A 23,458-nucleotide genomic window follows, 5' to 3' on the forward strand; every position below is an offset into this window, starting at 1 on the left:
ATGAAACCCACCCCAACATCCTATAAATCCACCTGCTGTTACTGCGGCGTAGGCTGCGGGGTCGTGGTGACGAAGGAAAGTAATGGCCAGCTAAGTCTGGAAGGTGACAAAGAACATCCTTCGAATAAGGGAATGCTTTGTTCCAAAGGCATGAACCTGCATTATACGGTTATGGACCAGTCGGACCGGTTGCTATACCCGCAAATGCGTTTGAACCGTTCGATCCCCTTGCAGCGAGCGACGTGGGACGAGGCTTTGGAACGAACTGCTGCTGTTTTTAAAACATTAATTAAAAAATTCGGGCCCGATTCGGTCGCATTTTATGTCTCCGGCCAGTGCCTGACGGAAGAATACTACCTGGTCAACAAGCTGATCAAAGGCTTCATTGGCTCCAATAATATTGATACCAACTCCCGCCTGTGCATGAGCTCCGCGGTGGTTGGATACAAGCTGTCACTGGGTGAGGATAGCGTACCGGTTTGCTATGACGACATCGAGGCGGCCGATGTCATGTATGTGACCGGCGCGAATCCGGCCTGGTGCCATCCTATTATCTGGCGGCGCGTGGAAGCGCACAAAACGGCAAATCCCGGCACGAAGATCATTTGCGTAGACCCACGGGTAACCGACACCGCACGCTCGTCCGACTTGCATTTGCAGATCCGTCCGGGCACCGACATCGTCCTCAACAATGCGATTGGCCGGTTGCTGATCGAAAACGATGATCTCGATGAGCGGTTTATCGCTGACCATACCGATGGTTTTGATTTATTCCGGCTACAAGTGATGCAGCGCACATTGGCGGAAGCGGCCGAAATTTGCGGTGTCGCTTCCGCCGATATTGCCTTGGCAGCCGAATGGATCGGCCGTTCGAAAGGTTTTCTTTCCTTTTGGACCATGGGCCTCAACCAGTCGGTCATTGGTGTAAATAAAAACCTGTCGCTCATCAACCTGCATTTGATAACCGGCAAAATCGGGAAGCCCGGCAATGGGCCATTCTCGCTCACCGGCCAGCCTAATGCCATGGGCGGGCGCGAAACGGGCGGCCTGGCGAATATCCTGCCCGGTCACCGCGAAGTAGTGAATGCAGCGCATCGGGAAGAAATGGAGCAGCTTTGGAAGACGCCCGTTCGCATTGCCGACAAGCCGGGCCTTACCGCCACCGAAATGTTCGAAGCCCTGGCAGACGACCGCCTGAAAGCGATCTGGATCATCAATACTAACCCGATGGTGAGCATGCCGGATATGAACGCGGTGGAAAATGCGTTCAAAAAGTCGCGTTTTGTCGTAGTGCAGGACGTTTCCAACCGCGCCGACACCGTCCACTTTGCCGACGTGGTGCTGCCTGCCGCCGCCTGGCTCGAAAAAGATGGCACGATGACCAACGCCGAACGACGCATTACCTACCTTCCCAAAGCCATCGACGCCCCGGGCGAAGCATTGCCCGATTCGGAAATCCTATGGCGGTTTGCCCGGAAAATGGGTTTTGAAGAAGCATTTAACTACAAAAACACTTCCGAGGTGTACGACGAATACGTCAGAGCAACTGCGGGAACGACCATCGATGTGACCGGCGTCAGCCACAAATTGCTGAAAGAGAAACGCAGCGTTCAGTGGCCGCTATCCTCGTTGGACGCCGAGCGGTCAGCAGACATCCGCCAACCCGGCGCAAAACGCCTTTTCACCGATCACCAATTTTACACTAAAAACAAAAGAGCGCAAATACATCCGGTCCCGGACGAAAACCACTCCGAACCCACCGACGATCAATTCCCCCTGGTTTTAACCAGTGGAAGGATCCGTGACCAGTGGCACACGATGACCAAAACCGGCCGCGTCGCGAAATTGAACAAACATATCCCCCAGCCTTTCCTCCAAATTCATCCGGACGATGCGCGCGAGCGACATATTCAGGAAGGCAGCCTTGTCGAGATCAAAAGCCGCCGTGGGGAAGTGCGCGTGAAGGCGCAGATTACCGAGGATGTCCGGAGAGGGCTTTGCTTTTTGCCGATGCATTGGGGTAAAATTCTGGGCAGCAACCTGGGCCGGGCCAATAACCTCACCAGTTCGCTGGTAGATCCGAAATCCAAAGAGCCGGATTTCAAATTTTCGGCAGTACAAGTTAGTGTTTACAAAAAACCATTTGAAAAAATCATCATCATCGGCGCAGGGTCGGCGGGATTGGGCTTTATCAATAGCTACCGCCCCCTGAATGCGAACGACGAGATCCATGTTTTTTCCAAAGAAATATATCCGTTCTATAACCGGGTGATGCTGCCCGACTACATCAGCGGGTCGCAAACGTGGGAACAGCTTGTGAAGCTGCGCGAGGACCAGTTTGCCGAAAACCACATTACCGTGCACAAAGGCGTGAGCATCGTGCATATTGACCGCAAGCACAAGGCAGTGATCGACAGCAATGGGACGGAACATCATTACGACAAGCTCATTCTGGGAATGGGCAGCAAGGCATTTATGCCCAAGGGAGTACCAAACCTGCCGGGGATATTTAACATGCGCTCACGCCTCGATGCGGATTCCCTCCTGCCTTTCCTGAAACAGCCCGACCCGCACGCGGTTATCGTTGGCGGCGGTATTCTCGGATTGGAGCTCGCGGCTTCGTTTCGCGAAATGGATGTGAAAGTGACCGTGATCCAACGTAGCGGCCGCTTTATGGAACGGCAGCTGGATCCGCTTGCAAGTGAGTTGCTTTACCAGGAGCTGCTCGACCGCGGTATCGAATGTTATTTCAATGATGAGGTGGCGACCTACACGGGTTCGGATACCGTGGAAGGAATCCGGCTTAAATCCGGGCGAAAAATTGATTGCCAGGTGGTTGTATTGGCCATCGGCACTGTCCCGACCATCGAGCTGGCGCAACAAGCCGGTCTCGAATGCAAGCGCGGCGTGGTGGTGAACGACTACATGCAAACCTCCGACCCGGATATTTACACGGCAGGCGAGATTGCCGAATGGAACGGGCAGATGTGGGGCATTACCCTTGCCGCCGAGCAACAGGCCGAAGTGATCGCCAACTACCTGGCTGGCGACATTGCACAGCCGTACAAAGGCAGCACCTCGATGAACATCCTGAAAATGGAGGGTTTGCAACTTTGCAGCATCGGCATAACAGATGCACCGGCCAACGATCCGGCATACGAACAAATCGTATTTATTGATAAATCAAAGCATTACTACAAAAAATGCATCGTGTACCGTGATAAGCTCGTAGGTGCGATCCTGATTGGCGACAAGAACGAGTTTATGGAATTCCGGGACCTGATCGCCCACGGCGTGGAACTTTCCGAAAAACGGTTGCAGCTCCTGCGCGCAAGCCAGAAAGCCGAACCTTTGGAAGGGAAACTCGTTTGTTCGTGCAACAATGTAGGCCAGGGAAATCTGGAAAAAGCGATTAGGGGCGGTTGCAATGATTTTCAGAAACTCTGCCAGACGACGGGTGCGGGAACCGGATGTGGCTCATGCCGGCCGGAAGTGCGTTCGATTTTGGAAAAAATAACGGAAGCAAACCTGGTAACGACCTGAAACATGCGCGACTATTATCACATCAAGATCAACCTGCCAGGCGGGATTGCTTCGCCGGGGTACCTGAAAGACATTCTTTCGGCCGCAAGGAATGCGAATGTTCGCAATGTGCGCTTCGGATCGAGGCAACAGTTGCTGATGACAGTGCATTACGAGGATATGCGTTTTTTGGAAAAGGACTTCAAAAATCTGGGGATTTTTTACGAGGTCAATACCGACCGCCAGCCTAATATCGTGAGTTCTTACTGTGGCGAAGAGGTCTTCCGGACAGGACAATGGCTGAATGCGAGCGAGTACCATTCCGTGCTCGACAGTTTCGATTTTGAGGCTGGTTTCGAGCCCGGCCTGAAAATCAATATTTCGGATTCTAACCAAAGCTTCACCCCGTTTTTCACCGGCAACCTCAATTATATCTCTTCGTCGGAACCTCATTTCTGGTATTTATATGTGCGTCTGAAGCAAACCAACTCGGTTTTTAAATGGGATGAACTGATTTATACCAATGAGATCGGTCGGCTGTCGAAAGTACTGGAAGAATGTATGTTGAACGAGGGCATTAATGAGGAACATTCCTTGAAATCGGCTGTCAAAGAGCGCATTCGCTACGTGTCTCAGTCGGCGCAGCATGAGCTTGAGCTTCCCTCTTTCTCCCTGCCCTATTATGAGGGATTCAACCGTTACGAATCACGCACCTGGCTTGGGCTATACCGCCGCGACGAAGAATTTCCAATCGAATTCCTGCTTGATGTGTGTGCATTATGCCTCAAAACCCGCGTGGGGGAAATTTGCGCTACCCCATGGAAGTCACTGGTAATCAAAGGGATTGAGGACCAGTACCGCGAAGCATGGAGCAATGTTTTGGGGAAACACAACATCAATGTCCGACACGCTGCCAATGAACTCGCCTGGCAAACCGAAGACCATAATGCCGACGGTGCGAAACTCAAAAAAGAACTGATCCGATATTTTTCCCAAAACGACACGCGCACCTTCGGCCTGTGTTTCGGTATTCAAACGCGACCGAAATCTGAGGTTTTCGGCTCCATCCTGATCCGCAAACGACCTTTACTTCGCATAGGTCAGTTGCCGCTTTTCAGCGTTTATGATCTTTATTATACCGAGAATTTCAACCCCAACAGCCGCACGCAAGTATTGTTTGAAAAGGGTTTGTTCAAAATACATTTGCCTGCCCAATTGGAGCGCCTTTGCAGGCGGTTTAATAATCAGCGATCGAGGGAAACGCTGAAAACTATGCTATCCGAGCCCGATGAGGCCAAAACCATCTTCAAACCGGCGGAGATCGCGCACCAATGCCCCGATTGCCTGACGATTTACGATTCCGAGTATGGCGACATCCTCGGCGATATTGCACCCGGGACGGCTTTCAAAGACCTTCCGGCTGACTATTGCTGTTCTACCTGCGACACTGGCAAAGCTAGTTTCGTCGCCGTAGAATTCACCCGATCACATCCAGAACCTGTCTGATTATGACTCCCACGCCTACCATCACAACCCGCTTTTTCGCATTTGAAAGCGATTTTGTCGACAGCCTCCGATGCATTCCGATGATCGTACGGTACAAGCTTGATACCTGTCGCGTGAAGTTGCAACTCTCCGACTGGGCCAAATTCGATTATTACGAAAAAGACCTGCTGGCCGAACATTCGTGCCACAAGGTCGAAGAGATCGATGCATATGCGGCGTTGGTCAACGGGCTTGTCTGGAAATACACGAGCACTATACCCAGCCTGCTCAAAACCCTGGATCCTTCGTGGGTACAACCGCAAGTTCCTATGGAAGTACGCGAAAAAGTACAGGAATGGGACTTACCGGTCATTTCCATCGGTCAATGGAGGCAGCTTGATGTGCTGGAACGCTTTGCATTGGTCAAACTCAGCCGGTCGGGGCACGAAGGACGGAATTTTCCGAGGGCAATGGCGGAATTTGGGTTGGCTATCGCAGGTTAATGCTAATTGTTAGCCAATTCCTTGGTTGAAAGCAGCTTTCGCAGCTCGGCCGTCAACTTTCCGGAAGACGGGCGTTCCGCGTGCGTCGCTACCATTCTGCCGGCGGCATCTATCAACAGATAGCGGGGCACTCCCCAAACGTGGTAAAGGTTCCAAATGGACCCAGGCGGTTCGGCGTTGTCCTGAATATGAATACCCGGGGGCACCTTGCCACTGGCTACCATCTTCTTCCAGGCAAGTGTATCACGATCAACGGACACGTACAGAAACGCGATTTTGTCATTGTCTTTAAAACCGGTTTCAATTTTTTTGGAATATGGGAATTCTTCCAGGCAAGGTCCGCACCAGGTGGCCCATATATCAACATATACAACTTTTCCCCTTAATTCCGACAAAGATATTTTTTTACCACCGGGCGTAGTTCCCGAAAAATCAGGGGCCAATTTGCCTGGCCCTATTTTCTCCCATCGCGCAACATCGGCGCGAATAGTACTTTTAAATTCATCAGCAACAACTTCCTTTTCCAGTTTAGAAACTAACTTCCCGATATTCGGACTAAGGCCATCCATTCTGATCTGGTAGTCAGCACTTTTAGTTCTCAGATAATCTTCAATCAGCTTTGGGTATTTTTTCTGCTTTATTTTCTCGTCGGCCAACTGCGGAAAAATGGCAGCCAGCGAATCTCCATCCATCTCTTCATTTTCAACAGATATCTCATTTATAATTTCATGTTGAAAAAAGTATGAGGCAATTAACCCATAGTCATACATCCGGGTTTTCAATGCGATCGTATCCACCGGCATATGCTTTACAGCTTCCCGAACCGACGCAGGTGTGTTCGCAGAATCCCTGCCAATTGCAAAGTTATATTGATAGAAAAGAACACTCATCCGGTTCCGAAGGGCCAGGAGATTTCTCATTTCTTCTGAAATATCCTTTTCGGTTTTCATCTTTGATTCTAATTGGTCATAGGCCTTTTGCAACGAATCCCGTGCGTTTATAAAGTCGCCCGCTTCCAATTCGATCGCATGTTTACCCTTCCACTTTTCTAATCCATTACGAATGTCGTTCGCCGCCCTGAGATATCGATTAAATATGGCCCCATCCCCTTCATAGTCCGCTAATTGACTGGTAGTGTCTTGTGATTGCACAAGGGTTACCTTACTTCCCGGCACAATATAAAACCCTCCTACCATGTGCTTACTATTGGAAAACGCAAATAAAGGAGTCTCTAATGCAAATTCAAGTGCCCCGTTCCCATTGCTATCCAATTTAACTTTCCCTAACTCTACAACATCCAAGTCGACCATATTCGCGGTCGCAATTTTAACCGTGTCGTTCGCCGCTTTTGGAAAATGAATAGCAATGGTGGTTATCTTAGCTCCCCTACGATCACAACCAGCATTTTCAATTAGAATAATGATCAAAAACAGTGACAGGAAAAATGATTGGCGCATAAGAATAGAATTTGTTAAGAAAGATCGTCCAGATCTAATTACGCCAGGAATTAATCTTTTGTGGAAAGCAAAGTTACTCTTTTAAAAATTTAACATATTTTAATTCATTACCGCCACCTTGCCGAATAGCAAGTATATACAATCCAACAGGCAAATCCGACACATCGATGGATTTCTGCCTACCGGTACCTGCACCATAATTTTCTTTTACCGGAAACATTTTACCAGAAATACTTTGAATGGAAACCGGCTCAGCAAGGCTTTTTTGATCAAATGTCTCTATCCGTAATGATGAGTGAACGGGATTGGGAAATAATGTAATACCCTCACCCTCATTGCTACACGTTGCTGTCACAATCCTTGTCTGCTGGGTTTGTCCATCCACATCATATTCTTTAATACGATAGTAACGATAGCCTCGGGAAGCTTCAACATTAACAGTATAATCGTTGGTCACCTTCGAATTACCTTGCGCGCGTACAGTGCCCAGCGGTTCCCATTGCCGGGCATCTTTACTTGCCAGTATTTCAAAATAATCCGCATTCACCTCCTCTGAAGTCTGCCAGCTGAGCCGCGCACTTCCCCGATTGCATTCAACCTCAAATTGGCTGAATGTTACAGGCAATGGTCCCGAAATTTTCGTTAGCGTGTTATTGGCTGTTATAAGCCATGCATCCGGATCAAAAATTACTTCATTAGCTTCAAAACCAAGGTTATCGAAAAACACCTGTCCATTCGTCGTGTTATTAAAAATGACCAGTTTCTGCTGGTTGGTTGAAGTGTTGCGGAACAGCAAGGGGACCGGCAACTGAAAAAAGCCTACCGAAGCGTGTGACTGCGTCTGGCTCAACTTCACTTGCACCGAACTGGTCGTCGGGTACCATTCCACCTGATACGACGGATGCCCCTGACCAGTGAACCACTGGTTGAAAAAGTATGTGAGGTCCTTCCCACTGGCATTTTCGAGATGACTTTTGAGTTGTGAAGTTGTGGCATAGCCATAAGCGAGGGCGGGATCGCTCAGGTAGTTGTTAACAGCGGTAAAAAAAGTGGCGTCACCCAAAATCCACCGCAACATATAAAGCAAGTGCGAACCTTTGAGATAAGTAAGCCGGTTGCTGAAAATCCGGTTCACATCATTCACATTATCAACCCACACCGAGCCGTCGGCAACTGATGTAATGTTGTTAATTTCAATTACCCTTCGCGTTTGGGTGTTTGCAGGGTATTTTGCCTCCATATAAATACTGGCCAGGTGTGTCGCAAAGCCCTCGTTGAGCCAAATATCCTGCCAGCTTCCGCAGGTGACCTTGTTGCCAAACCACTGATGCGCGAGCTCGTGGGCGATCAGCGTTTCGGCCATATTCACCATAAACGAGCAGGTTTGGTGCTCCATTCCCCCGCCCCACCCAAATTGCACATGTCCATATTTTTCGTTCTTAAAGGGATAGTCGCCAAACAGGTTGCTGAATTGCACCATCGCATTGAGCGCATTCTGAACGCCACCCTGAAAATTAAACTGGCTTTCCGGGTAACAATAGGTTACGAAAGGCACCGAAGTACCACCAATCATAACGCTATTATTGAGCACGTTGTAGTTAGTGACCGCAAAGGCCACCAGATAGCTGGCAATTGCATAGCGGTGTTTCCAATGTGTTCGTATCTTGGAACCTGCGAGTGCTGTTTCACTTTTGAGTAAACCGTTTGAAGCAGCTTTATAAGCAGAGGGATGTGTAATGTAAATATCAACGGAATCGGCCTTGTCGTCCAAACCATTTTTGCATGGCCACCAGTCGCGACTTCCATAGGGTTCGCTTAACGTCCACATGACGGGTTTAGCAGGGGATCCGTGCGTAGTACTTACAAATGTGCCGTTTGTGGCGGGCGGTGTTCCCTCGTAGCTGATCGTGATGGAATCTTTCACACCCGTCGAAAGAGGACCTTGTAATGTAATGGTTAGTGCATCACCCGCGTGTGTGAAGGCAACATTGCTTCCATGTTGCTGTACAGAAGACACCGTCAGTGCATTTGCAAGATCGAGCGTGATGGTATTCCCCGCACTAGTCATCACAAAATGAGGCGTTACCACCCCTTTAATGTAATTCACAGCAGGATCTACTTCCCATTGGCAGCGGTAATATTTGACATCAAAGTTGTTGGACGCCAGGACCTTCAAAGCAGAAGGCCTCAGTCGCAGCCCTGCGCTACGACTTTCCATTGCCGCAATATCATTCGATGTTACATCCGAAACGATGTCCTGGGCAAATGTGCGCCCGTAAGCAAGAAAAAGGAACAGGAAAGCTAGTGTACGCATAGTGCCAGTCAGCATAAATCCATCACTGTCAATACGCTAACTTAGCCAATCGCAAAGAATTTTTGCGGATTTTCGCCTCTAATGTGCAACAGGTAAATCCTGATTATAAAGCGGTCAGACCGGCGCAGAAAGCCAGCAACCTTTGCAGGTCATCGACACTGGCGAAATCCGGGCGATTTTCGCGGATATAACGTGTGACCTGACGCTTGTGACGTCCATAAACCGTCAAAAATGCGCGTCGTGACGTAGGATGTATGACTTTGTTGTGATCAATCAGAAAATAAGCGGTGGTCAGGCCCCAGCTTTGCCCATTTGAATTGTTTTGCCACTCAAGACCTCCGCGGTGGTAATTGACCAGTAATCCCGGACCTGTATTGCTAGCCGAGGCCGAGAATTGCTGCCCCGAGTGACTCTTTCCTGAATCTATCGGCTCCGGCTGTGTTTGCGCCGCCAGCATCACTGCGCCCGCCGTACTGATGACCTCCATATCGGAACGTTCTTCCGAAAGCAGAAAAGTACGTCCGGACATTTCGACGTGATCGATGAGATATTTCCCCGTAAAAACCAGCGTGTCGGCCTTTGGGCTTAGAAACCGGACCTGACTACGAATGCGATGATAGTTTAGCAGGGCCTCCCGTTTGGTACCGTTGCGAAAGTAAACGGTTCCTTTGACGAATGCGGGAAACAGGTAGATAATGTCCGGTTTGGTACGCAAAGTATCGCTTTGAGACCAAGCTGTACCCCCCGCAACGTTTAGAGGGTCGTTCAAAAGAACGATATGACAAAAAACAGAGTAGACCAAGAGCAGTATCTTCATAGCGGTTATCGGAACACATTTATCAGCCAACAATCTGTAAGTAAAGATGTTAAAAAGCGTCCGGTATACTCCTTCCGGTCAACGATTTTTATAAATAGTTGATTAAATTTCTTAACCTATACATTTGTGACGCACAAAGTGCCGATATTTTCTACAATAGAATATGCAAAAATCAGTATGATTCTACATTTTTTATCAATATAATACTACAAATTTAAACCGATACGTATATATTGCCGTTCAAACGGCAGATCTACGCCAGTTTACGTCGTTAGTTATGAGAAATCTCGCATCGGCACAGTTTTGTTGCGCTATACGTAGTACATCAATGAGCATTTAAATGGAAATCGGAACAATCAAAGCGGTTCATATTTACATTCACCGGCAATTGTATGTCACGGCTGATCTTGAGCTAAATTTGAAAGGGGTGAAATATACGTTTGGCGGCCAAGGGCTCTTTGTTTCCGGCATGCACGGGGGGGAATCGTCGGATGCACCCTATTTGGGAAGGTTTTTATACAGGTGTATGCAGGTTTGTAACGTCGCTAACTGGGAAGAGTTGAAAAGTTCCAAAGTGCTGGTAGAAATTCGAAACGGCCGTGTGATTGCGATAGCGGATATAGCCGGTAACAACTGGTTCGACCCTCTGGCCGAATTTGATGCCATGAACGAGGAAAAGGAGCAGACCGAATCAGCATTCCGGGACAGTCCGAAACCTTAATATTTAATGCCCGGCTTCCGCCCTATTGAGTCCCGATTATCCAAGCCGGATTTCATATGAACCATTCTCCGAATTTTGACTCACTGCCAGTTCCAGATGCTCTTTCTGGTTGGCCCTCAAATAATTTTCAATCGCAAGTATAGCCTCATTCTCGGATTCCGCCCCGGATATCGACAGAACCACTCCCGGTTCCAGTCGGCCTTCTTTGTCTTGGTTTGTTATATTTGGCATGTGTTATTTATGTTGTATAAGATGGTGTGGAAAATGGTTTTAAAATTGTGCCATACCTACATTTCCGGTCGGCATTTTTGTAAATACTGCCACGCTTGCCTAGCAAAAATCATTTCGACGGTTATTTGACACCCGCATTCAAGATACTCTGCGTGACATCTTTAATATCTAAAGAATATCCCCAGGCAGAATACAAAACTAAAATGCCGCGCGTCAGACGACACCCGGCATTTAGCTGCATTATAATTCTGAACAAATTACTTTCTCGGAATACTAGTCCCTGTTCCCCCCGTCGTACCAGGCGTTGTTGCGCTACCAGGTACGGTTGATGATGGAATCGTTGTGCTTTGAGGCACTTGCGACGGATTAGTGGATGTACCCGGAGTAGTGCTCCGCGGAACGTTGCCGTTATTTGGCTTAGTACTTTGTTGCAGGCTACCCGGAGTCGTATTTCTCTGAACACCGGTTGGGTCGGTTGGATTTACCGTTGAAGGTTGCGTGGTCGAGCTTGGCGATGTAGTGCTACTAGGTGTAGTTGTACTAGGTATAGTGCTACTAGGTGTAGTTGTACTACTTGGAACCGTGCTTGAAGGCACTGTCGACGGCTGCGTGGTCGTGCTAGGCGTTGTCGTGCTAGGGGTGGTTGTACTAGGCGTGGTCGAACTAGGCGTTGTCGTAGACGATGGCTGCGTGACAGTACTACCCGGCCTCGATGACCCTGGGAGATCTGATGGCTGTACGGTGCCCCCGGGAACCGTTTTAGGCTGAGTCGTTTTGCCGGGGTAGGTCGAAGGCTGTACAGTACCCGGCTGAGTTGTGCTCGACGGCGAACTGCTGGACGACGAACTGCTCGATGGCGTGCTGGAAGGAGTTGTCGTTTGCCCGTATGCAACAGTTGCTCCTAAAACAGTCAATGCAATGATATTCAATCTTAAAGCTTTCATAACAGTCATATGTTTAGTTTGATGACATTCCAATTTATGTGGACTTATGCTGAAAAGAATCATACCAGCAGCGCCTGGCCGGAACCAATATTAAATCGGCAGCCGCCCCACACTGGTTTCAACTTTGTCTCAAACACCCCCTTAAATCGACGTTTTCACACACGCTTAATGCGTAATTAATTGATGAGTTTTGTATGAAACAAAATCCGGATACGAATGGAAAAGCAATTGGACACCATGGCCGACCGCTTGGAAAAAAGCCTGGCAACACATCGTGTGGTTCCTCGGGAGGAATGGGTAAAAACACGGAAGGAGCTGCTGAAAAAGGAGAAGGAGCTTACCAGGCTTAACGACGAGCTAAGCCGCCAACGCAGGGAGCTTCCCTGGGTTAAGGTCGACAAATCTTACATTTTCGAGGGAACTGAGGGAAAACTTTGGCTATCCGACCTCTTTAACGGTAAGAGCCAGCTCCTGATTTACCATTTCATGTTTGCGCCCGACTGGGAGGAAGGCTGCCCCGGCTGTTCTTTTATGGCCGACCATATCGATGGTCCAAATCTTCATCTGAAACACCATGACGTTTCGGTAGTTGTAGTGTCCCGGGCACCATTGGAAAAACTCCTGGCGTTTAAAAAACGGATGGGATGGAATTTCAACTGGGTATCGTCGTACGGAAGTGATTTTAATTACGATTACTGCGTTTCCTTTACCGATGAGCAGTTAAAGAATGGCACGGTTTACTATAATTTCGAATATTCCAAACACGACGAAGGCACGGAATCGCCGGGAACCAGTGTATTCTTCAAGGACCGGACCGGAAACATTTTCCACACTTATTCCAGCTATGCCCGAGGCGGGGACATTCTCATAGGAACACATAACTTTCTCGATCTGACACCGAAAGGAAGAAATGAGGATGGCACCATGGACTGGATGCGCCACCACGATAAATATGAAGATTTCAAAGGTGATTCGGGGTGTTGCAGCCATTAGCAGCAGCCTCCCGCGAATATGCAGATATGCAAAGGTCCGGCTTTTCAAAGCGCTCCTGAAATGGACAGGAGCGCTTTGAAAAGCCTTTTCCCTAATGCACCATACCAGAGATTCTATGAAACGGATTTCGGTTAAGTAAACGATTATGAATCAGCAGCCCGCCATACATACCTTCTGAGAAAAGGATCTATCGCACGCTCAAGTACCACAATCAACTAGCCACCGGCGACTTTCCCGGTAAAAAAATCGTCGGATCGCGGAGGAATGCGGCGATCCAGATGAGCGCCATGGGCAGGACGGCATTGAACGCGGTTTGATGCGAAAGTTCCGTGGCCAACGCTCCTGCGAAATAGCATGTGAGCAGAATGAAGCCGATTTTCATCGTCTTGGGAAAAATAAACAAGGCAGTAAACCCGATTTCCATAAGCCCAAGCGGCAGCAGGTAATCTCCCACTCCTACTTTTGTTAGCGTTGTCACAATTTCAGGGCTTTGGGTTAATTTCATAATGCCACTGAACACCACCAGCAACGAGGCAAGGGCAGTAACAGCGATTGTAGCGATCTTCTTTGCTTTCATAGATATTTTGATTTTTTGTCAAAACTATCTATCTTTACTATACAATTGATAGTAATATACAAAAGGTTAGTAATAACCTTTTGGTTAGCACATAACAAAATGTCATTCACTCATCACACCGGACCACGACCTACCACCGCGCAGTGCTCTAACAAGCTGAATGCCGCAGGAGATGCATTATATGTAATCGGAGGTAAATGGAGGTTGCGCATCATCATCGCACTGTCGGACGGACACAAGCGTTTCAACGAGCTTCAGCGGGCTATTCAGGGAATATCCGCAAGGGTTTTATCCAATGAGCTGAAAGAGCTGGAAATCAACGGCTTTGTAACCCGGAAGGTTTTCACCGACTTCCCGGTTTCCATTGAATATGAGCTGACTCCTTATTCCGATACACTTTCACCGGTTATAGAGTCACTGATTGAATGGGGCGAAATGCACCGTCAACGCATTATGCATGAAGTGAAATCGGAGGAAGCTTCCGCTACTACTGCTCTGGCAGCGATACTGTGATATGCCACATATCACCCGAATTACTCACCTTTTCGGTCCCCCACAAACCAGGGCCACCATCTGGTCGCAGATAAATACCGAATACAAGTGTGGTGATCTTCGATCCTTTGATCAGGACGCTCCCACATGCGGCGCCGCTGTCACAATTACCGCTAATCGGTGTTTTTGAATGAAGAATTTTTGTCTGGGCCATGTCGATTTGCATTTCCTCGCTGCCCGAAAGTTTTGTCAATTTCAATGAGGGTGTCTGCAATTCGAGCTCGGTAGCAAATCCGAGACGCTTGTTACCAAAATTTGTAGTAGCCCCCAGGCCGATGAATGAAAGTACCGGATCATTAACCGGCCGACTAAATTGCACCCGCAATTTCCCATAATAGTAACGACTGGTGTCTGTTCTGGCGGCGTTGGCCGCGAGCAGCGGTTTGGCAGAAACAAATATCTGCAATCCGGCATTCATAAACAGGTTGATCCCTCTGCCGGCGGGACCTGTTGGATGAGCCGTGAAAATCGTCCGGGCCGTATCCGCATAGTAGTAATTGGTGTTAACCACTGATGCCGCTTTAACTTGTGTACTGCTCGCTCCCGAGGCCGCACCAAAGGTCATTCCCGTGACATGCTGTGGAACATTGATGTACGATTGGTCGTCAAAACTGAACGTCACGGACAGGTCCGATGGCAGTTTCTGAAAATAGATCCCTTCATCCGCGCTTCCATTTTTGTTGTAAAAAAAGGTCATGGTCTGAGGGATGGAGGTCGGCCCTTTAGGCACAGGCGGCGCGTAGCTATTATTAACACCATCCTGCACCAATTCGTAGGTATTATAAACGTTGGTGCCCTGGGCATGAGACACAATCGCCGAAGCGGCCACTGCAATTGCCGCAAGAATTATTTTAACCGTCGACGGTGACAATGTTAGCATGTGCAAAAGTTGAATGACGCTGAGAAAACTGTTGCCAATATATACTATCCGAAACAAGGTATCCAGTGCTAGACTAAGCTTATCTCTATTTTAACCGGAAAATTCAAATTAATCGCAGCATCTTACCATAACTAGGAAGATACCCCGAAAGTACAAATCAAGTAACTGATTATTAATAGAATGTGATGCTATGGTTACTTCTCTTGATGTAAATAAACCATCGGCAGGTATTGCTTTTCGACTGGTACAAGGCATGCTTTCGCAATGCGGGCAAGAGCACTTTTTTTAGTTAGTTAAAAATCAATATTAAATTTGAATTAAAACAAAATTAAAATTTAATACGATAAGCAATCCAAAGGATCCTTAATGACGTATGTGCCTGTGTCAAACTACATAACTCAATAGGATTCTATGAAATTACTCGACTTATTCCCGAGACCGTTAGCGGCCGCGCTCACCATCCTTGTCTGTTTATCGATCTTTTCGTGTGAAGATCACCGTGTACCGCCTGCGGAACAGTCGCTTCCGGATAGGATTTTTTACGCATTGTCGGACGACAACCGGCTACACGAGATCAACATACGGAATACCGGCAATCCCTTGCGCTCGTTTGCTATAACGGGTCTTGAACAGGGCGAGATGCTGAAAGCAATCGATTTCCGCCCTGCCACAGGCCAACTTTACGCCATCGGTTCACAGAACAACCTTTATCAGGTCAATGTCAAAACGGGCGATCAGGAGGGCAAAGCAACGCGCATCGGCTTAACACCGATTGCCACTACCCTGAACGGAAGCATCGGCTTTGACTTCAACCCCACCGTCGACCGCATCCGCGTAGTAACAACGACCGCCCAAAACCTGAGACTACACCCCGAAACCGGAGCAATAGTGCCTGGCGATGCTCCTCTGAACGGCTATTCCAATCCAATGATCGGCGCTGTGGCTTACACCAACAGCCGTGCAGGCGTTACCGCCGCCCCGTCGGGATCAGGAACGACACTATATGACATCGACGCTGCAACCGACATGCTATACATACAAAACCCGCCCAATCCGGGAGGTCTCATCCCCGTGGGAGCACTTGGACTTGACGTTCAGGAAGTAGGTGGCTTCGATATCTCTCCTGATGTGAACCCCTCCGACGTACATCCGATTGTCTCCGTCAAATTTGGTGATAAATGGGAACTCGACTTTGTCGATCTGGGTACCGGAAAGCTTCAAAAACTCGGCGAGTTTCCAGCGGGTGTCAATGTCATCGGGATCGCCATTCCTCCGCTTCCCGTCGCTTATGCATTGACCGACGCCGGAGCCCTTAAAATTTTCAATCCTGAAACAGGAACCGAGTACGGCACTAAAACGCTTGTTCCTCCTATCGGCGTGGTGTTGCAGGGTATCGACATCCGTCCGGCAAATGGCCGCCTGTACGCATTGGGCAGCGATAGCAAAGTGTACGGTATCGACCTCGGCTCCGGCGCGGTAAGCGAACTCGCGACACTGAAACTCGGTAACGGCACACCGGTGACATTGAGCGGAGCCTATTTCGGCGTTGATTTCAATCCGGCCGCAGATCGCCTGCGTGTTGTGAGCGATAACGGGCAAAACCTGCGTATCAACGTGACAGACGGAGTAACACTCGTGGACGGCGCGCTGAAAATAGGCATGGGAGGCCCTACCCCGTTCGTTACCGCAGTGGCTTACACCAATAGTTACCCTGGCGTGATTGCGGCCAACACCACCCTGTTCGATATCGACAGTCAATCAGATATGCTATACAAACAAACGCCGCCCAACGACGGTATCGTAATGGATCCGAAATCGCTGGGTATTGATGTCAGCCCAAACCTTGGATTTGACATCGGAAATATCTCCGGAAAAGGTTATGCGATCATCACAGTGGGAGGCACCACCAGCTTTTATACAATCGACTTGCCGTCCGGAACTACCTTACCGAAGTTTGCATTCAGCGGCCCTGTGAAAGGACTGGCGCTTGGATTCGGCCTGTAAGAGTAATGAAGATGTAAAAGAGTCAGTCCGGTAAGCCCGGACTGACTCTTTTTTTAGCTGTATTCAGGTTAAACTCTTTCCTGCAAAATCCTGGCCACATTCTCTTTTAAAGGCGGATGCAGGTCTTCAAGCAACCACCAGGTATGTATTTTAGCCCCCGCATCTACCAGCTTCTGAACTATTTCCAGGTGATGCGGCCGCACATCTTCATGAGCGGTGGCCCACAAGGTCTGATCCAGGACGGTCCCGCCAAATTCGTTACGAGCTTCCAGCGGGGCTTTGTATGCCAATAGCAGTTCAACTATTTCCGGATAAGCAAAATACCCCGCCCAATGCAGCGCCGTCCAGTCACGATGATCACGGGAGGAGGGGCTTATCCCTCTTTCTAGTAGAAAACGGACCGTTTCGACGCGGTTGAGCATCGCGGCCCAAACAAACGCCAGCGCCAGATTCGCCTCAGGCGTTGGAGCAACTTTCAGCCATTCCACCTTGACCAATGGTGCCCCCCTGCGGAGCTTACCGCCCTCATTCAGATAACCCGCCAACTGTTTCGTTTTTCCCATCGCACCAGTCGTAACTACATTATCTATCCTTGCGCCTCTTTTAACCAACACTTCCGCGCTTTCGGGATAGTGGAAATAGATTGCTGTTACAAGGGGAGCACAGTCGTCACGGACGCCGTCGATGGCCGCTCCGTAATCGATCAGCTTTTCTGCCAGGGCTGTTTGCACTCCGGCCTTTGCCGGATGCGAGCTCGACACGAGCAATTCCAGCGTAGTTCCCCATTTGGTATCATAGGTATCTGCCAACGCATCGGCCTTCGCACCAGCCGATAACAACATCTCGGCTACGTCCAGCGCATTATCCGGTGTAGCCTGACGGAAGTTTTCAACACCGTTAGCCGCTACATAATGCAACAATGTGGCCCTATGACCGCGCGACGAACGCTCATGCACGAGCATAGGATTTCTTTCCAATAACTGCTCCAATGTAGGAATGTCACCCTGCACAACCGCCTCTACTGCCCGCTCAAATTGTGACACAACCGAGCTGGTCTCGTGCAGGACCGCAATATGTTGCAGCAATGCAGGCCAGTCTGTGAAACCGTGCTCTCTTGCTACTACCGCCCTGGCATCGTCGAGCCCAAAATTGGTATTCGGTCGATTCAAATTGGTAATACTGAAAGGCTCAGGGTGGTATGTACGAATATGTTTGGCGAGATCGCTGTGGACCGACCGGCTTGTGTCGGCGAGCGTAGCGGCCCGTTCCTCATAATATTCCGGCGTTGGGTCGGATGTGAGAGGGAGTATATCGGTAGTGTTCATAGGTTAGGTTCGATTGCAGCTGAAATATGAAACAATTAGTATGTTTTTCATATAAAATACAATAACCGCTTATTATACGTGTCCGACTGTTTACGAAATCTGAGCCTTGAACCATCTGTAACCGTAGGCTTCGAGGGTAATTGTGTGGCGACCCTTGTGATCAAGCACACTCTCGATGTTGTTCATCAGATCAATCAGCCTGCCCGTCCCTACCTGGCGTTCCGGAACGACGAGTTCGAGTGACTTTTCACTGAAATTGTGCCATATAAGCAACACTTTGCCTTTCCAGCTATAACGCATACCCAATATTTCCCGATAGCCTGTTTGCAGAATTTCCCAGTCGCCATACCCAATCTCAGGACATTCTTTTCTAAGCCGGATCAGGGTCGTCATCCAATTGAGCAATGAGCCGGGGTCGCGACGCTGATTTTCTACATTAACATGCTCATAAGCATAATAACCTTCATCGATCACGGGGTGAACAAGCTTGGATGCGCGTGAAAAACCGGCTTGTTCTTCGCCATTCCATTGCATGGGGGTGCGCACCGCGTCCCGCTCTTTAAGTTCCAGGTTGTCACCCATATTGATCTCGTCGCCGTAGCGGATCACTGGTGTCCCTGGGAACGAAAACATCAGGCTGTAAGCCAGTTCCGTCTGCTGTCTGTTACCCAGCATAGGAGAAAGCCGCCGACGGATACCACGGTCGTACAGCTGCATGTTCTTCTCCGGCCCGAACCGGTCGAAAACAACCTGCTTCTCTTCCGGGGTCAGTCGGTCGAGGTCCAACTCGTCATGATTGCGAAGAAAAAACGCCCACTGGCTTCCGGGTGTATTTTGACGCGTCGCTTCCAATGCTTTTACCAGCGGCTCCGTGTCTGCCGTGGCAAGCGCATAAAATGTGTATTGATTAACAAAGAAGTTGAACATCAGATGAATACCCTCTCCATCTTCGCCAAAATATTGCTTACTTTCTTCCGGAAGTACATTGGCTTCACCCAGCAATACGGCGTCGCCGCGTCGCCATTGCAGGAAACGCCGCATTTCTCTCAGGTATTCAAAATGGGGGGAGCTGGTTTTGGCATTAGCGTCCGGGGATTCCAGAATAAACGGGACGGCATCGACCCGGAAGCCCGCAATGCCCAGTTCGAGCCAGTAACCCATGATCCGGTTGATTTCCTCCCGCACTTCGGGGTTATCGGTGTTCAGATCGGGCTGAAATTCATAAAACCTGTGAAAATAAAAAGATCCGCTCTTCTTGTCGCGGGTCCAGGTAGCTTTTTGCACGCCGGGGAAAACCATACCCTTGTTCCATCCTTTTGGCCGCTTGTCGGACCAAACGTACCAGTTTCGTTTTGGATTGTCTTTTGAGCTTCTCGATTCTTTAAACCATCGATGCTCGTCGGAAGTATGGTTCACAACGAGATCAATAATAACCTTGATGCCCAGGTTTCGGGCTTTATGAATGAAATTCACGAAGTCCCCGCTTGAACCATGGCGCGGGTCGACACCATAAAAATCGCTGATATCATAGCCATTGTCACGATTCGGTGTAGGCTGGAACGGTGCCAGCCAGATCGTGTCGAGACCCAACGCGTGCAAATAGTCGAGCCGGTTGCAAAGGCCTTCAAAATCACCAGTCCCGTCATTGTTCCCATCCATAAAAGTTTCCAGGTCGAGGCTGTAAATGACGGCATTCTTATACCAAAGTTCTTCCAACATAATTCCCAGGTTGATAATACATGAGCAATCTAAAAAGAGATGCCACCCCGGGACGGAACAATTTTCAGCGGTCTACCACAAAGTGCTTTTGCGAATTAAAGGAACCGTCGGGAGCGGTGACCAGCGCCCTTACGGGCGAACATCCCATGAGTGAAGGTAAACAAGACTTATCCTACTCATCCAAAAGCTCCCATTGGCGAATATCTGTCCAATTATGGGTTGTCAACTCCGTCGAGTAAATTTCTATGAACATGTTGTTCTCGGCATCGTATTCGCCATCTCTCCATTCATCATCGTCGTGCCGCATGAACCTGACTAGCGAACCGTTTTCGGGCAAGGCTTTTTCTTCCATAAATCTGTATCTGGTATATTCTAAATATGGATCAAAAACCTTGCCCGGAGAATTCTTACCCGCCGTAAATATTGAAAGCCAGCAGATGTTTATTGAAAATAGCCTCAAAACGGTCGGCCTCTCTGTCCTGCTTCGCCCTCCGGCATTCCCTTACGATACTTTGCAGGATAAAAAGGTCAGTATTCACGTCGCGGTTGCGGCGGCCATTCTTTTCTTTGATCCAGGACAGGTTTTCGTCGGAACGAATAGCCATGATGCGGGCTGAATCCAGCGCCTTCTTATGCTCTCCCACATCGAAGAGCGCTCCGACAAAACCGGCTGAGATCTGGTCATAGGGAATGGTATCGTCGGGCATTACCGCCATTGCCCTGTCCACCACTTTTCGTGCCTTACCGATCTTCTTTTCGGCGATGAGCTGCTGTGCCAGCCGTAGAAACGACAACCTGGCCGTAATTACCGGCGAACCGCGGTAGGCATCGTCATAATAGGTTTTCGGATTGTTCATTTCACGCCAATACATTTTGTTCATCATATTATCGTACATGATATCCGAGTTGACGTAACCATCCGAAGCACCCGGTACGCGCACGGGAAGTAAACGGTAGGCGTATCCCTCGAGCTGCAGATATTCCTGCAAGCCAAGATTGTGGGATGAACCCATTGTCGAGGAAAAGTATACCGGCCGTTTCCAGTTATTGCTTGAAATAATGTCCAGCATGACGAGGTCGCCTTTCAGGAGATCCGTCTGGCCAATATTCCAGTTCATCGAGTCGCTCAGATACGGCAGCAGTTCATTTTTCACGATATTCATCTTTTTCACCTCGCGGGTATCGACCGGTAAAAACAATGTCGACGACGGCAGAATAGCTGTCATATCCCCGCTGGTGAGCGGTACCTGGATCGCCTTGTTATCCTGGTGGATCAGTTCCAGGTATTCCTTTAAATTAATGCCGCTTTTGACAGAGGCAATTTCGTAGAAAGGCAGGTATTCATTTTTTCCTAACTGGTAATTCCCCGAATCCAGTGACAATGGCAATGCATCCGACCGGTTGATTTTCCTTTTTAATTGCTCGATATACCAATCGGTTCCCAGGAAAGTCTGCACGCACACCCGGACATCGGTACGAAAACCTTCAACCTCCTGCACATACCATAAAGGAAAGGTATCATTATCGCCGCCGGTAAACAGGATCGCATTCGGCGCGCAGGAATTGAGCAGATTACGGGCGAAATCCACAGAATGGTACCTGTCCGACCGGTCGTGGTTATCCCACCCACTGGCCACCATTACTGCCGGTACCGAAAAGCAAGCCACACCGGCAATACTTGCACGTAAGGCCGGCTTGCGAACCACGTTTTCGAGAAACCTCGCTACCGCCATTACACCAAAGCCGATCCAGATACAAAATATGTAAAATGAACCAACGTAAATGTAATCGCGCTCTCGGGGCTCCGTGGGGGGAGAATTCAGGTAGACAACCAGCGCAACGCCTGTCAGGGCAAACAGCAGGCTCAATATCAGCAAGTCTTTTCGCCGGTAGTAGTACATATATATAATACCGGCAATGCCAAGGAGGAATGGGAGCATCAAAAAGTTGTTGTGACCGCGGTTATGGCTGATACTTTTGGGAAACGAGTTCGCGGTTTGCCAGGGCAATAATATACCCGCACCCTCCTGATCGCTTTCGCGGCCTACGAAGTTCCACAAAAAGTAGCGCCAGTACATATGCCCCATCTGATGTGAGAAAAGGTAGGATAGGTTATGCCGCATAGTGGGTTTTTCACCTTCCGCCAGTCCGGTCATTTGCTGGTACAATTTGGGGTGGCCAGGTTGCGAACTGTACATCCTCGGAAGCAACATATTACTCGCTGCCTCATATTCGTAAATCGGCTTGTAGTCGATCAACACATATTTTCCGTCCTTTTTCGCATAAATCGGCGCGCCGCGTTTCTGACTGACAGGCCTGGAAACAAAAGATGGCCCATACAGCAGCGGCCGGCTTTCATATTGCTCCCTTTTTAGATAGTACACAAACCGGAGCACATCGCTGGGATTGTTCTCATTAATAGGCGTATTATAGCCCGAGCGCACGAGCACGAGTGCGTACGAGACATAACCCACCAGTATAAACGCAAGCGAAAGCAATCCGGTATTCAGCAAAACCCGGTGGGTACGGTGCGAATACCAGATCCCCCAAACGAGGCCACCCAGAAAAAGGAATGTGAAGCAAATGATACCTGTGTTGTAGGGTAGCCCGAGCGAATTCACAAAAAAAATCTCGAATTTCCCGGCCAGTGCCGGCAGTCCCGGAATAATGCCTGCATTGATGATACCAAGCACCATTAACCCGGAAAGGAACGCAACCGAAGCTCCAAAAAAGCCAGGTTTGGGGTATTTTTTAAAGTAATAGACCAGCGCCAATGCAGGAATCGTAAGCAGGTTCAATAAATGAACACCGATAGAAAGGCCCACGAGATAGGCGGTCAGGATGAGCCAGCGGTTGCCGGCAGCCGGGTCCTCGATCGTCTCCCATTTAAAAACCGCCCACACGACAATCGCAGTAAAAAAAGATGATAAGCCATAAACTTCCGCTTCGACCGCCGAAAACCAAAAGGAGTCGGACCACGCGTAGGCCAATGCCCCCACGGCGGCCGCTCCGTTTATCAGTAAGGCATCAGCCAGATTACCATCCCCTGGCTTTTTCCCAACCAGCTTCCATGCCAGCAGACTGATGGTTTTAAACAAAAAGAAAATAGTAAATGCACTGCTCAGCACCGAGACCATATTAACCCAATAAGCCACCTTCATGAGATCGCCCATGGCCAGCATGGAGAAAAGCCGCCCTACCAGCAGAAAAAGCGGCGCACCAGGCGGATGGGGAACTTGCAATTTGAAAGCACAGGCAATAAACTCTCCACAATCCCAGAAGCTCGCAGTGCGCTCCATGGTGAGGACATAGGTAATCAGGCTGATGGCGAATACCGCCCACGCAGCCAGATCATTCCATTTTTTTAAGGATATCATGTTTGAAGGTGTTTTGGATGAAATACCAAAACTATTC

18 protein-coding genes are annotated in these 23,458 nt (G+C 49.0%); 7 read left to right on the plus strand and 11 right to left on the minus strand.

Going from position 1 to position 23,458, the window contains the following annotated elements; genetic code table 11:
- From LZD49_RS25590 to LZD49_RS25600, 3 genes are read left to right on the plus strand one after another with little or no spacing between them, the layout of a single operon-like run.
- A complete protein-coding gene (locus tag LZD49_RS25590; protein WP_234670538.1) occupies positions 1–3,543 on the plus strand; it encodes a nitrate reductase in 3,543 nt (1,180 codons plus the stop codon).
- Positions 3,544–3,546: 3 nt separating this feature from the next.
- Complete coding sequence (locus LZD49_RS25595) at positions 3,547–5,028, plus strand: rubredoxin (protein WP_234670539.1); 1,482 nt, start codon at positions 3,547–3,549, stop codon at positions 5,026–5,028.
- Between the two features lie 2 nt (positions 5,029–5,030).
- The gene (locus LZD49_RS25600; protein ID WP_234670540.1) at positions 5,031–5,510 is read left to right on the plus strand and encodes a nitrate reductase associated protein; all 480 of its coding nucleotides are present in this window, start codon (positions 5,031–5,033) and stop codon (positions 5,508–5,510) included.
- A gap of 2 nt (positions 5,511–5,512) precedes the next feature.
- Here LZD49_RS25600 and LZD49_RS25605 read toward each other — a convergent pair whose 3' ends face one another.
- From LZD49_RS25605 to LZD49_RS25615, 3 genes are all read right to left on the minus strand, one after another.
- Positions 5,513–6,967, minus strand: a complete 1,455-nt coding sequence (locus LZD49_RS25605; protein ID WP_234670541.1) for a TlpA disulfide reductase family protein — start codon at positions 6,965–6,967, stop codon at positions 5,513–5,515.
- A 73-nt stretch (positions 6,968–7,040) separates the two neighbouring features.
- Positions 7,041–9,281, minus strand: a complete 2,241-nt coding sequence (locus LZD49_RS25610; RefSeq protein ID WP_234670542.1) for a M1 family aminopeptidase — start codon at positions 9,279–9,281, stop codon at positions 7,041–7,043.
- Positions 9,282–9,384: 103 nt separating this feature from the next.
- Entirely contained in the window at positions 9,385–10,098 is a 714-nt protein-coding gene (locus tag LZD49_RS25615; RefSeq protein ID WP_234670543.1) for a hypothetical protein, read from the minus strand.
- Between the two features lie 340 nt (positions 10,099–10,438).
- On the opposite strand from LZD49_RS25615, the gene LZD49_RS25620 reads away from it, so the two are divergent.
- Positions 10,439–10,819 carry a hypothetical protein gene (locus tag LZD49_RS25620; protein ID WP_234670544.1) on the plus strand — a complete coding sequence of 127 codons (381 nt, stop codon included), beginning with the start codon at positions 10,439–10,441 and terminating at the stop codon, positions 10,817–10,819.
- 36 nt (positions 10,820–10,855) lie between these two features.
- Here LZD49_RS25620 and LZD49_RS25625 read toward each other — a convergent pair whose 3' ends face one another.
- On the minus strand, positions 10,856–11,050 hold the full coding sequence (locus LZD49_RS25625) for a hypothetical protein (RefSeq protein WP_234670545.1): 195 nt from the start codon (positions 11,048–11,050) through the stop codon (positions 10,856–10,858).
- Positions 11,051–11,307: 257 nt separating this feature from the next.
- Positions 11,308–11,994: a hypothetical protein gene (locus LZD49_RS25630; RefSeq protein ID WP_234670546.1), complete on the minus strand. Its 687-nt coding sequence runs from the start codon at positions 11,992–11,994 to the stop codon at positions 11,308–11,310.
- Between the two features lie 216 nt (positions 11,995–12,210).
- Between LZD49_RS25630 and LZD49_RS25635 the strand changes: the two genes are divergently transcribed.
- Positions 12,211–12,987, plus strand: coding sequence for a thioredoxin family protein (locus LZD49_RS25635; protein WP_234670547.1), 777 nt, complete (start codon positions 12,211–12,213; stop codon positions 12,985–12,987).
- Between the two features lie 211 nt (positions 12,988–13,198).
- On the opposite strand, the gene LZD49_RS25640 is transcribed toward LZD49_RS25635, so the two are convergent.
- On the minus strand, positions 13,199–13,564 hold the full coding sequence (locus LZD49_RS25640) for a DoxX family protein (protein WP_234670548.1): 366 nt from the start codon (positions 13,562–13,564) through the stop codon (positions 13,199–13,201).
- Between the two features lie 99 nt (positions 13,565–13,663).
- Here LZD49_RS25640 and LZD49_RS25645 point away from each other — a divergent pair, with 99 nt between their 5' ends.
- On the plus strand, positions 13,664–14,077 hold the full coding sequence (locus LZD49_RS25645) for a helix-turn-helix domain-containing protein (protein ID WP_234670549.1): 414 nt from the start codon (positions 13,664–13,666) through the stop codon (positions 14,075–14,077).
- Here LZD49_RS25645 and LZD49_RS25650 read toward each other — a convergent pair.
- On the minus strand, positions 14,052–14,996 hold the full coding sequence (locus LZD49_RS25650; RefSeq protein ID WP_234670550.1) for a hypothetical protein: 945 nt from the start codon (positions 14,994–14,996) through the stop codon (positions 14,052–14,054). The genes LZD49_RS25645 and LZD49_RS25650 overlap by 26 nt on opposite strands.
- A 411-nt stretch (positions 14,997–15,407) precedes the next feature.
- On the opposite strand from LZD49_RS25650, the gene LZD49_RS25655 reads away from it, so the two are divergent.
- The gene (locus LZD49_RS25655) at positions 15,408–17,000 is read left to right on the plus strand and encodes a DUF4394 domain-containing protein (protein ID WP_234670551.1); all 1,593 of its coding nucleotides are present in this window, start codon (positions 15,408–15,410) and stop codon (positions 16,998–17,000) included.
- Positions 17,001–17,068: 68 nt separating this feature from the next.
- Here LZD49_RS25655 and LZD49_RS25660 read toward each other — a convergent pair whose 3' ends face one another.
- The 4 genes from LZD49_RS25660 to LZD49_RS25675 form a co-directional block, all read right to left on the minus strand.
- Positions 17,069–18,325 carry an ankyrin repeat domain-containing protein gene (locus LZD49_RS25660; RefSeq protein ID WP_234670552.1) on the minus strand — a complete coding sequence of 419 codons (1,257 nt, stop codon included), beginning with the start codon at positions 18,323–18,325 and terminating at the stop codon, positions 17,069–17,071.
- A 90-nt stretch (positions 18,326–18,415) separates the two neighbouring features.
- Positions 18,416–20,044, minus strand: coding sequence for an alpha-amylase family protein (locus LZD49_RS25665; RefSeq protein WP_234670553.1), 1,629 nt, complete (start codon positions 20,042–20,044; stop codon positions 18,416–18,418).
- A gap of 172 nt (positions 20,045–20,216) precedes the next feature.
- Positions 20,217–20,396 (minus strand): hypothetical protein, encoded by a 180-nt coding sequence (locus LZD49_RS25670; protein ID WP_234670554.1) that lies wholly within the window; start codon positions 20,394–20,396, stop codon positions 20,217–20,219.
- 55 nt (positions 20,397–20,451) lie between these two features.
- Positions 20,452–23,421 (minus strand): DUF2723 domain-containing protein, encoded by a 2,970-nt coding sequence (locus tag LZD49_RS25675; RefSeq protein WP_234670555.1) that lies wholly within the window; start codon positions 23,419–23,421, stop codon positions 20,452–20,454.
- Positions 23,422–23,458 lie beyond the last annotated feature (37 nt).

Source organism: Dyadobacter sp. CY261 (assembly GCF_021440085.1).
Taxonomy (GTDB): Bacteria; Bacteroidota; Bacteroidia; order Cytophagales; family Spirosomataceae; genus Dyadobacter.